Raw genomic sequence first — 11346 nt, forward strand, 5'->3', positions numbered from 1 at the left:
AGCGTTCAAAACGGCCGGCGCCGATGTGCGCGGTGGCCTCGGCGTCGATGAGTTCTTGGTAGAGCGTTTCGGTCACCGTTCGGATTCGATCGGTGACGTTGGTGAGTTTGAGCTCCGCGAGGAGCGCAAGCAGGGCAGACTGGTCTAAAGCCATCGTGTGATGTGTCTTTCTGTGAGTTCTTTGATCGGTACTCACTGACCATCGCACGGTGGCTCTTTACGTTGTTAATCCAACGATCAAACCCCGGGAATTACACAGAGATACTGGATATGGCTCTGGTGCGGGGTGACTCAAAATTACACTGACTCCTTTCGAGGTTGTCTTTGAGTGGATCTGTCCGCCGTACCAGAGCCGCTAATGCCGCTTGATCGGGGCGACATGACTTGATAGGAGCCTGGCTAACAGTCTCACCTCTGTGCTGTCTGCCCTCCCGACCCAACGGCGATTTCCCTTCAACGAAGAAACGGGAACGAAGTCATGACAGTTGCAATTCTTGAACCGCCACACATCACCGTCGCAGTCGCATCTCCGAACACCATCTTCGCGGGGGTCGATACCCACAAAGACACCCATCATGTCGCCATCGTCGACGGCCTCGGACGACCGATCGCCGACCGGGAGTTCCTTGCAGTGGGCAGTGGGTACCGCCAAATCATAGATTTCCTCCACGCGCACGGCATCGTCGAAGCCGTCGGCGTCGAGGGCACGGGCTCCTACGGCGCGGAACTCGCCCGTGTCTTGGCGGGAGCCGGCATGCGCGTGCTTGAAGTCTGCCGCGCCAACCGCGCCGAGCGCCGACTGCGCGGCAAGTCGGATCCCCTCGACGCACGCCAAGCGGCCCTGTCCGTCGTCGCCGGACGAGGACTTGCGACCCCGAAACAACGCGACGGCGACGTCGAATCGATGCGGATCTTGCTCGCGGAACGATCCTCGGCCACCAAGGCACGCACCGCGAGCATCAATCAGATCCACAGCCTGTTGGTCAGCGCGCCCGAGGCAGTCCGACAGGATTTTCGTCGCTTTGACGGCGACAAACTTACAAACACTCTCGCGCGCACACGTCCGGCGCCCGGCACCACTCCGGAGCTGGTAGTTCGAGCATCGGCGAAACGGCTCGCGCAACGCCACCAGGCGCTGACGGCAGACATTGCCTATATCGACCAGCAACTCACTGTGCTCGCCGTTCGTCAGAACCCGGCTCTCATGGCCGCAAGCGGAGTCGGCCCATTCGTTGCCGCGCACTTGCTCGCCACTGCCGGCGACAATCCAGATCGCATCACCACCAAGGCTCAGTTCGCAGCCCTCTGCGGCGTCGCACCCATACCGGCATCCTCCGGAACACGGCAGCGCTTCCGTCTCTCACGCGGAGGTGACCGGCAAGCCAACGCAGCCTTGCACCGCATCGTGCTGCTTCGCAAACGCCACAAGGAACCCCGCACCATGGCATACATCGCCCGCCGCACCGCCGAAGGTCTCTCCGACCGCGACATCGTCCGCTGCCTCAAACGCCACGTCGCCAACGAAATATTCGCGTTACTCACCCAAAATCACGCTGTCCCTCTGCCTAGTGGACCGTGGCTGCGGCAACGCCGCCAAACCCTCGGCATCGTCCTCACCGACGCAGCCAAACAGCTCAACGTCCCCTACCAGCGCCTACGCCGACTCGAGATCGGACAACGCGCCGACATCGACCTGGAAACCGCCTTCAGCGCATGGCTCGACGGCAAGGCTCAGCATCCCAATACGGCACAAAGAGTCGCTTGACACCAATAGGAGCATCCACTCGGGGGGACGCAACCCACCGCGCTGATTAAGTACTGATAAGTAGATCACGGAATCGCTCTGCCGGGGGTGTCCCAGCCGAGCGTTTTGCGGGGTCGGCCGTTCAGTTCCTGCGCGACCCGTTCCAGATCCTCAAGGCCATAAACCGACAGGTCACTTCCCTTCGGGAAATACTGGCGCAGGAGCCCGTTGGTGTTCTCGTTCGAGCCCCGCTGCCAGGGGCTGGCCGGGTCGCAGAAATACACCGGCATGTCTGTCGCGGTGGTGAATGACTTGTGGGTCGACATCTCTGATCCCTGGTCCCAAGTCAGCGACCCGCGAAGGTGTGCCGGCAGCTTGCCGATCGTGGCCACCAGACCGTCACGGACGGCGTCGGCTGTGTGGGCGCCGGGCAGGTGGACGAGCATGACGTAACGGGTGGTGCGCTCGACCAGGGTCGCGATCGCGGTCTTGTTGAGTCTGCCGGTGATGAGGTCGCCTTCCCAATGCCCGGGGATGGCACGGTCCTCGATTTCGGGTGGCCGGTCGGCGATCATTACCATCGGGTCGCGGAATCGAGGCCGCCGTGCAGATTCGGTCTTCTGAGGTTTGCGGCGCGTTCGTCCGGACCGCAGCGCCTCCTGCACTGCCCGGCGCAGGCCGCCCCTGGCTTGCACGTAGAGCGCCTGATAGATCGTTTCTGGTACCACGCGCATGTCCTTGTCGGTCGGGTATTGCTTGACCAGAGCCTGACAGATTTGTTCCGGAGACCAGCGGATCTGCAGCTTCTCCTGGACGAACTGCCGCAGGCCCTCCTGTGTCACGAGCTTCGCTTTCCGGGGCCGTGGTCGGCGTGCGGCGGCAGCGCGCTGAGCCGCATACGGAAGGTAGGTGACATTGTTCTGCCTGTTGCGGATGATTTCTCGGCTGATCGTCGACGGCGCCCGGCGGAGTGTCGCCGCGATCGACCGGATCGACATGCCCGTCGCGGACAGGTCACGGATCGCTCCCGATCAACCAACGACAGGTATCTCGAGTCGATGGGTTTCAGCTGCGCGGGAGTCAGCCGGATATGAATCACTCAGTGCGGTCACGGTCTTGTTGTAGTCGATGATGCGCCCATCAGGCAGGACCCGACGGTTGTCGGCGTGCCGGATGCCCTGGTCCCAGTCGACCGCTGTGCGAATGTTTAACCCGACCTGCCGGGCTGCCTCTTTTCGTGGGACGGCGTCGGCGCGCAGACGGAAGTATTCGGTCCGTCGCGCACGTTGGGCGACCTTCACGTCGATGCCCGCGAGGGTTACCCAATGCCGACACGTCATGGGTTTGAAGCCGAGTTCCTCGGCGGCGAGTCGGATGCTTCCGAGCCGTTCGAACGCGGCGAAGAATGACGCCTTCTCGTCGTCGGTGAACGTTCGGGCTGGTGGTCGTTTTGTCTGTTCGGAAACCATGGTCGCAACTCCTGAATAGTGCTGGGTGTTGCAACGACCGATAGAACCCAAGCAGTTTTCATGGCCACCAGCGGGCATTTCTCGTGGCCGCCAGTGGGTCGTTCTTCATGGCCCTTGACAGTCTGTGAGCGTTTGTTCGGCACACACCCTATACAGATCTGTTTTGACTGGAACACGGCCGTGCATAGCTCGGACTATGAGGGGCGGCCGGGGCGTCGTGCTCTGACGCGAGTCGAGCTATAGGGCTTCTTCGATCATGCCGACGACGAGGTTGTCCGGCTGCGCCACACGGGCACGAAGGGATGGCTGTCAGCCCAGCGGGACGCCATGGCGGTCAAAGTCGCCTACGCCTATGGGTTGCGACGGCGGGAGTTCCAGATGCTGGACTTGGAAGACTTTGGCCCCAACCCGCACGCTGCGGGAATTCGATGGCAACGGTGTTCTCGACGTTCGTTGGGCCAAGGCGACCAAGGGTGGGACCCCGCGTCGCCGGTCGGTGCTGACCGTGTTCCCGTGGGTCACCGAGGTCATCGATGAGTGGGTCGGCACGTTCCGCGCCCAGTCTGACACGGCCCCGCGCAGCTCGGCGCTCTGGCCGAGCGAACGCGGTGCCCGGGTCGGCCCAGATGCACTGGGCCGAGGATTTGCCAGCTGGAGAACGGAGGTCGGACTGCCATCGGAGATCGGCCCGCACTGCCGGCGGCATTCCTACGTCACCCATCTCATTGAAGACGGTTACGACCCTTTGTCCGTCCAACAACGGGTGGGTCATACCCACGCCTCCATCACCTCCATCTATACCTCGGTGTCAGCCGACTTCCGAACCCGGAGCTTGAGAAAAGTACTGAACGCGAGTATCGCGGCAGCTCTCTCCGACCCCCAGAAGGACAGACCATGACCGCGAGACGACGCATCAGCTACCACTGGCACCTCCGAACCCTCATGGCGGCGCACAGCATGTGGAAGACGACCGAGTTGGGCCCACTGCTACGTGACCGCCGCGTAAGTCTGTCGCCCGCGCAGGTATACCGTCTCGTGGCCGAGCAGCCGGAACGACTGTCGCTGCATACGCTCGCTGCGCTTTGTGACATCTTCGACTGCACCCCGAATGATCTCGTGGAGCCCTACGTCGAGGCCACCGTGGGCAAGCAGGCAGTCAACGCCGCTCCGGCCATTGACATCTCAGCGGATTCACGCCCGGTCCGGGCTCGGATCATCGCCGAGGAGAAGACATGAGTCGTCCGCGGAAGGCCCCTGATCCCACTCGTCATACTCCGTGCGCCCGTTGTCACGAGGCATACTCCCCGGCCGCCAGATGGCCGAAGGGGGGATTTGCACCGACACGATCAACCAGGTCACGCTCTCGGCGTCTGCTGGCGACCTGCGCGAGATGTTCGGCCGCGTGGCGTCCACTGTGCTCGTAGGCAACGTCGACGACCACTGGAAGAACCACGGCTTCCTGCGCGTCGACGGCACCTGGCGACTCAGCCCGCTCTTCGACGTGAACCCGACACGCTCGGGAAGCCGAGTGAGCTCACGCCGGATCAACGAGCGGGATGACGCGTCCAACCGCGACGCGCGTCCGCTCTTCGAAGGTCGAGATACTTACCGGCTGACGATGCATGACGCCGCAGACGTGCTCTCCCGCGTGACTCGCGCAGTCAGTTCCTGGCGTCAGATCGCGCAGAAGCACAACATCAGGAACGAAGAGATCGAGTACATGGCCTCCGCGTTTAGCGAGATCCAGTTCGAGTACGCCATACGGTACGTCGATGAGCGCGCAGGCTCAGGATAAACAGGATAAAGAAACTAAAAAACACTAAAGGGGGACGCAATGTTAATAGGATTATTATGAATTAATAGAAATTCATAAGCATGCCGACGGGGGCGCAGGCGGATTCGCCCCTTACGGAGGGTCATCCCCGGTTCTTGATAAAGTTATTACCGCACGCGGCGACTGATAACTTTATCAAACAGTGCAAGTGACACAATGGCTGCCATGCATCACACGCGCGTCGACACTCTGCTCCCAGCCGACACTTTCCCTGGCACCGGCATCCTGCTCGCGCTGGACATAGATGGTGTGCTGAACACCATCGACATCGAGCAGTGGGAGCGTAATCGCAGGACCGGGCAGTCTCTCGAGAAAGCTTTGCCTCCGGTGGTCGACGGATTCGAGCGTCGTCGCGTTCGCACGGCCCATGGGGACAAATTCTGGGTGGACATCAACCCGAACGTTATCGACGCTCTCGGTACGTTTATCCAGACCGACAATGTTGAGTTCGGTTGGCTCACAACGTGGGGACCGAACGTACGGGCTTTCATCGAGCAAGCACTCGACGGAAACCTGTCCGGTGGTTTCGTGCTGGCCAAGAAGCCCGCGCGATCGCGCGGTGCTGTGCCTGCGGAATGGAAACGCAGGGCGCTCCGCGCGCGCGTCGAGACCACAGGGCAACCATGGATTTGGGCAGATGACGAAGAGATGGCGATTGGTCGCACTTCGACGAACTTTGGCGACGATCCATCTTCGCTGTGCCGAACCTGATGTTCGAGCCGGCGCCGACCGTTGGGTTGACTGTCAACGATGTCGCGGCGATGCAGCGATTTGCTGCGTCGCTCTCTCTGGCTGAACAGAAACTCGAAGCGTGCGAATTCGGGGCAACACCAACAGAGCTACAAACGCTCCTGGGCGATCGTCTACCCGCGTTCCAGGCCTGGATGAACGGGCAGACCACAGCCATGTGTCCAGAGCATGGTGTGGTCGTCAACCGCGCTGATCTGGAGAGCTTCCTCACGGGGCGACGATCCGGCTTCGACTAGCTCACGGATACAGCATGTGCATGTGTCTGAGGGGACCGCTAGTGTCGAGGCCGGAGGTTGAAAATGCAGTCTGATCCGACTTTTGTAGGGGCTCTTGACCCGCGGGTTCACGGAACGATTCACCAGAAAGTTGACGCTGCGCGAGACGGTGGGTTACCTGAGCACAGGGTGCTCGCTCGAGACACGCGGTGGGAGGTGCGAATGCACACGGCCCATCACACACGAGACGCTCATCTACTCCGGATCCTGGCCGCAGATGGGGAGTCATCGGTACGCGCCAATGCCGCACGGAACCCGGACACTGAGGATGATGTGCTCATGACCCTCGCATCCGACGAGGACTTTTCGGTGTGCCAGGCACTCACGCGAAACCCCAATATTTACAGCATCCCAGAGCTCCTGGCAATTCTGATGGGTTGCGTACCCGGCGTCGTATCTGGGCTGGCCAGGCACACAGGATCACCAGCCGTTCTCGCAGCACTTGCTGTCAATTCGGGTTACGTTCCCGGCTACGAAATCGCTGGAAACCCCGCGACGACATCGGACACGCTGCTCATCATCTCCCGCAGGCAACATCCTGAGCACGAGTTCGACATGGTCATGGAGGCTCTTGCCAGTCGAGACTGTGCGCCCGAGGTCCTGGATACAATCGGACGGTTGGAGATTAGTCGGCGCGCAGCGCTCTCGCTCATACAGAACGCCGCGACACCAGTCGAGACGATTGAATTCATCGCAAACAGCGTGCTGTGGAATGAGGGTAATTCGGACATCGGGCACCTAGCGCAGAAGAGCCTCGCGCCAGACGTTTCGTCTGAAAAGCTAATTGAACGCAAGTTCGAGCTGGGGCCTGAGGGTACCGTCACATACGATGCCGGCGGCGACTATTGCGTCACCGTGCACTTCCAGCTTGGTGTTTTAGCGGCACATGAGATCACGATCAGTGTCGACAACCAGGGTGCGCCCGGTGGCGCAGCGGACGGCAGTCTGGTCGAACGCGACCAGGCAACGCGGCGAGTCAAATTTCGGTTCGAGGATGGCCTCGAAGACTTCCTGGTAGCCAACTGGCGGGACATTGATTTGTTTGCCGACTACGACTTTGTGGATCAGCAGTACAAGACGGATACAGGCATCATCGACATCCTGGCGCTGAGCAAAGACAAGAGCCACTGGTTGATTATTGAGCTGAAGAGGGACAAGGCTAGCGACGTCGTCGTCGGCCAAATTCTCAGATATATGGGTTGGGTCGAGCGTGCTCTCGCGGCACCCGATCAGCGTGTCACGGGGCTGATAATTGGTGACCACGACGATCAGCGTCTTCGAGACGCGTTGAAGTTCACACGAGAAGGGTCCGTCAGCTATCGGTCATATCGTCTGAAAATCGACTTCGAGTAGCATTCACAGCGAGCGGTCAGCCCGCCGCGAGGCGCGGGCTTTTGCCCTCTTACTGCGGGCGAAGGCTCTGGACACCGGTCCTTCGGCCAAGGAGTTGGAATCGAGTGTGAACCAGATCCAACCACTGCGGCGCCAATGAATCGCGACGATCTGATTGAAGAAGTATTTTTGACTTTGTGGGGCCGTCATCCAAGCTTCATTTTCGGACAGGAGCTTCTTGAAAAGCTTTGAAATAGTTGGACGAGTTTTCGTGGCCTTCCGTACGTGTCGGATGTACAGGCCCGCTCCCCGTGCCCATTCGTTGGAGGTTTCCTCGCGGGTCAGCTCCAAGAACAACGGCATCAGATCGATCGCGATTTGGCGCGGTTCGGCACGTAGTGAGTCGTGCGTCGGGTAAGTCACGGCCGACTGCTCATCGACGGCTCCCAAAGCGATCTGCCGACTGCCGGCGCGAGAAACCCCGCGCCAATCCTTCGCTTCGATGGGCGTCAATGCCATGAGCATGTCCGTGAGCGCTGCGATAAACAAGCCGGGCCTGTTTGTTAATCCAGCCACGGCTTCAGCGAGGCGCCGGACGGCGTTCTCTGAGGCACGCGAGTCGATGCGCCCGTCAGCGTTGTCAGATTTGGTCGCGGAATGGGTCATAAAAGGCATGTTAATGGCGCTTGAGTGTCCGTGATCTGATCGCGCTCGACGTGGATCAAATTGGTGCGTGAGCGGACGAAGCGCCGCCGCTATCCCTTCGCAGCGCTGAAGGCGCGCCAATACCTCGGGAAAAGCGAAGCCCCGCACACCTCGACGGCGGTGCGGGGCTTCGATGCGGCAGCTGAGCGTTTAGGGGGTTGAGACTGGATTTGCGCTCGCGCTTGTTGTCTATAGCAGCCTCTACGCCCTATGTAACAAGCGCCTCATCGCCGGACTCAAGACCGACGAGATCTGTTCGTTTGCAGCCCCGAGGGTTGAGACCGGGGACCTGTACGAGGTGACGCGATGGACGGTCCGCGAGCCGTCAGGCTGGTTTCGCATTCTTGACGATCATCAACAGGTCGCAGACATTCACGATGCGGTGTACTTCTTCGGTGGCCAGAGCGCGAGCGAACTCGCTGTTGCTACCACCAAGCACAGGTGGTGTGCCGTGCACAAGCCGATTAATGACCCCCGCCCGGTCAAGGAATGTGCCGCGCATGAACGGTTCGATGGCGTTCGCAATAGACCGAGCTGCCTGCGGTCCGGCCTCGACGAAATCCCCGTTCGGCCCGCTGAGAACGGGTGCGTGCGTGAGAACGCGGGCATAACTCTCAGCAGGGCTTTCGTTTTGCGCATCATCAGCGCCGGCGTTCAGGTGTGACATGTCTGTTCCTTCCACGGTGGATCGTCTCATTCTTAGTGAATATTGCTGTGTGCTCAGGGAAAGTGTGCAGCGTACAGTCGCGGATATAGCGTCGGCGATGTGTAGAGAGAATGATGCTGATTTAGGGAGAAATCCAATGCGAGGACAAGCCGACGATCAGCCCACGCGGCGGAGCAAGCGCCGACATCGGACAGTGGGTAGGGACTACCCGAGGACGGTGCCGGGGAAATCAGGCGACAAACACTCGCTGAAGTGATCGCTGGAATGAAATCCCCGGCGGCTGAACAGGTCAGTCGGTGCTGTCCAAGTCGATGGCAGCCGATCCCGCAAGTCCGGCCGGTTGTCGGCGGATGAGACCTTTGTAATTGACCTTTAGTGGGAAGACGATCGACTTCTTGAGCGGGTCATTGCCGCTATAGCTGCTGCTCATCCAGTCCAGTAGGCCGTACTCCACGCTCAGCGGCTCAGGCGCGTTCATGAGTTCCTTTGGACGCACGCTGTCAGATGCCTTGTGCTCCCACTTTGGGGAGCCAGCGAGATACTCACGCAGGAAGGAGACGAGTGTGTTGTGGCTCTCCGGTTTTCCGCTCGGGTTGGTCCTGCGGAACCACTCAGAGTAGAGGGCATGCAGAAAACCGAACGGCACGAGATCCCAGACGAGCTGGGGCTCGAACTCTTGCCAGAAGCTCAGCAGCATGTTGTTGTTGCCCATGTAATCATCCAGGGCCTCTTTGCAGGCCTCCGGATTCGACAGCTCAGTGTGTTGCATCTCAAGTGCGCGCTTCAGCACGTACTCCAGCACCACTGGACGTTTGAGGTAATCCCGCTTAATATACTTGCGCTCGGCACCACCGCCGAACCACTTGTTGAACTTCACGATAAGAAGCCGGCGGTAGAACGAGTCGCTCTTATCCTTCGTTCGCGGGGTGTTTGAGTTGAAGCACTGGATGTCGATCCCGAGAAAGCGAACTGCAACCGGCGTCTTGTATTTCCGGTTCAAGGTGAATACGTCGCCGGTGACTGCTGCCTTCCAATCGGCGATCCGGTCGAAAAAGTCTCCTACGTCATTCTCATCAACGAGGTTCACCCGAGCATAGACGAGGGCCTCCATCTTGAACTCGTGGCCGAAGTCCGCGAACTTTACAGCGGAGCATGCTTTTGTTCCCAAGAGATTCCTCAGCATCTCCACGAGCGTGCCTTTGCCATTGTTGCCCCGCTCAGCAGCGAACCAAATGGCTTTGTCCCACGGCGCGTAGGACCGCACAGCGGCGCTGATCACCTCCCAGAGCAGTTTAGGCACGCCCTCGTCGTCACTTAGGCTCGCGATCCAGGATTCGACGTCCCATTCCTCATCATCGGGCATAACGATGACGGGGCTCTTAGCATTTGCGTCGTAGGTGGTTGGGAGCTTCGAGAGGAATACCCAGTCCCCAGAGAACGGGCGCAGAACTTGCCGAGCATGGTCGTACACACCGTTCGCTACAGGGATCAGGTGCGGCTCTGTCGTGCGAACAACCTGCGGGGCGTGGATCTTCAGACGTCCGAAGAGCGAATCGATCGCACTCTTTGTCATTGAGGGCTTCAGCTCGCTAGCGAGGGCTTTGATCCGGGCCTCTGACGTCGTGTATGTGCCCTTATCATCGCCAGACTCGACGTACATTGCCAACAACGTCATATCATCCGCCTGGCCTTCTGACAGGTCCACGGCAACGATGCGATGACGGGCAAGCAACACCTGCGCCACAGTTACTTCATCGAGCGTTTGGATCTTGACAATTGGTGGCGACGAAGACTCCGAGTCCTTGCGCCCCTTATTCTCCAGAGAGAGCGCCCCGTTAACGCGCTGGAGCAGCGCGTCACGGATCCCACTGAGTTGTATCGTAGTGTCGTCGAGGATGCTTGGCAGGTATTTGCTCACGACCAGCTCGACGAGGGTTTCCTTCGAGGTAGGAATGAATCCAGCCTTCGGGGATGGAGAGCTGGAATCGCTCTTCGAGTTCGAGTGCGTTGGGGGAATGGGGGGAGTAGACTTGGTCATAGAGCCGCGAAACTCTTCTGAGACCGCTCCACCATCGGTGGGGCGGTTTTCTGTTGCCGGCATTGTCTTATTCACCTCTCAGCGAAGAAGTGAACGCTGACACGATGACGTCTCGCTGCTCAGGGCGGAATGCCGGCGCCTTGGCGGCCATGCGGGCGGCCCAGTCCTTGAGGGTGGTGTCTGCGACGACTATGGGCGCGGGTGCGACGAAGGCGTCGAGGTCTTCGGGCTTAACGTAAACCCGACCCTTGATTTTCACCGCGGGAATGAGCCCAGCCTTGATGTGGCGACGGATGGTCGAGACACCGTAGTTGCTGCGTTCAGAGGCTGCGGGGAGGTCGAGGAAGTCTATGAGGCTAGCTGATGAGTAAAGCATTGGTGCTCCTATGTGAATCGGAGCACAACGTCAGATCTTTTCTTTTGTGGGGGCTCTAATTCTCTGGATGACGCACCAGCCAAATGCCGTGATCCGCACCCCCTAGAGGGGGTCTGCACTTGTTTTTCGTCGCGTTGCCTGCCGACATCGTGGTAT

General features: G+C 59.9%; 11 protein-coding genes and 2 pseudogenes. 7 read left to right on the top strand and 6 right to left on the bottom strand.

Going from position 1 to position 11346, the window contains the following annotated elements:
• Positions 1 to 154 (bottom strand): annotated as a pseudogene (locus BMW72_RS19400) (IS256 family transposase); the annotation flags it as partial.
• A 324-nt stretch (positions 155 to 478) separates the two neighbouring features.
• Here BMW72_RS19400 and BMW72_RS17460 point away from each other — a divergent pair.
• Entirely contained in the window at positions 479 to 1765 is a 1287-nt protein-coding gene (locus BMW72_RS17460) for an IS110 family RNA-guided transposase (protein ID WP_166787702.1), read from the top strand.
• A 46-nt stretch (positions 1766 to 1811) separates the two neighbouring features.
• Here the strand turns inward: BMW72_RS17460 and BMW72_RS17465 are convergent.
• Positions 1812 to 3003, bottom strand: a pseudogene (locus BMW72_RS17465) (IS30 family transposase).
• A gap of 607 nt (positions 3004 to 3610) precedes the next feature.
• On the opposite strand from BMW72_RS17465, the gene BMW72_RS17475 reads away from it, so the two are divergent.
• The 6 genes from BMW72_RS17475 to BMW72_RS18535 all read left to right on the top strand — a co-directional run bounded on the left by BMW72_RS17475 (position 3611) and on the right by BMW72_RS18535 (position 7425).
• The gene (locus BMW72_RS17475) at positions 3611 to 4111 is read left to right on the top strand and encodes a tyrosine-type recombinase/integrase (RefSeq protein WP_166787707.1); all 501 of its coding nucleotides are present in this window, start codon (positions 3611 to 3613) and stop codon (positions 4109 to 4111) included.
• Positions 4108 to 4449: a helix-turn-helix domain-containing protein gene (locus BMW72_RS17480; protein ID WP_092112845.1), complete on the top strand. Its 342-nt coding sequence runs from the start codon at positions 4108 to 4110 to the stop codon at positions 4447 to 4449. Before BMW72_RS17475 ends, BMW72_RS17480 begins: the two co-directional genes overlap by 4 nt.
• Before the next feature lie 40 nt (positions 4450 to 4489).
• Positions 4490 to 5008 (top strand): HipA domain-containing protein, encoded by a 519-nt coding sequence (locus tag BMW72_RS17485; protein ID WP_208598225.1) that lies wholly within the window; start codon positions 4490 to 4492, stop codon positions 5006 to 5008.
• Between the two features lie 204 nt (positions 5009 to 5212).
• Positions 5213 to 5758 carry a hypothetical protein gene (locus tag BMW72_RS17490; protein ID WP_134450345.1) on the top strand — a complete coding sequence of 182 codons (546 nt, stop codon included), beginning with the start codon at positions 5213 to 5215 and terminating at the stop codon, positions 5756 to 5758.
• Complete coding sequence (locus tag BMW72_RS17495) at positions 5746 to 6033, top strand: hypothetical protein (protein ID WP_092112851.1); 288 nt, start codon at positions 5746 to 5748, stop codon at positions 6031 to 6033. The genes BMW72_RS17490 and BMW72_RS17495 overlap by 13 nt, the downstream gene beginning before the upstream one ends.
• 318 nt (positions 6034 to 6351) lie before the next feature.
• A complete protein-coding gene (locus tag BMW72_RS18535; protein WP_241983872.1) occupies positions 6352 to 7425 on the top strand; it encodes an endonuclease NucS domain-containing protein in 1074 nt (357 codons plus the stop codon).
• Positions 7426 to 7428: 3 nt separating this feature from the next.
• On the opposite strand, the gene BMW72_RS17505 is transcribed toward BMW72_RS18535, so the two are convergent.
• The 4 genes from BMW72_RS17505 to BMW72_RS17520 all read right to left on the bottom strand — a co-directional run bounded on the left by BMW72_RS17505 (position 7429) and on the right by BMW72_RS17520 (position 11190).
• On the bottom strand, positions 7429 to 8070 hold the full coding sequence (locus BMW72_RS17505; RefSeq protein ID WP_134450347.1) for a hypothetical protein: 642 nt from the start codon (positions 8068 to 8070) through the stop codon (positions 7429 to 7431).
• 364 nt (positions 8071 to 8434) lie between these two features.
• The gene (locus BMW72_RS17510) at positions 8435 to 8776 is read right to left on the bottom strand and encodes a hypothetical protein (protein WP_092112855.1); all 342 of its coding nucleotides are present in this window, start codon (positions 8774 to 8776) and stop codon (positions 8435 to 8437) included.
• A gap of 289 nt (positions 8777 to 9065) precedes the next feature.
• Positions 9066 to 10814: a DNA primase family protein gene (locus BMW72_RS17515; RefSeq protein WP_166787709.1), complete on the bottom strand. Its 1749-nt coding sequence runs from the start codon at positions 10812 to 10814 to the stop codon at positions 9066 to 9068.
• Between the two features lie 67 nt (positions 10815 to 10881).
• Entirely contained in the window at positions 10882 to 11190 is a 309-nt protein-coding gene (locus tag BMW72_RS17520) for a helix-turn-helix domain-containing protein (RefSeq protein ID WP_092112859.1), read from the bottom strand.
• Positions 11191 to 11346: the final 156 nt, after the last annotated feature.

The organism is Cryobacterium luteum, assembly GCF_900110125.1.
Lineage (GTDB): Bacteria > Actinomycetota > Actinomycetes > Actinomycetales > Microbacteriaceae > Cryobacterium > Cryobacterium luteum.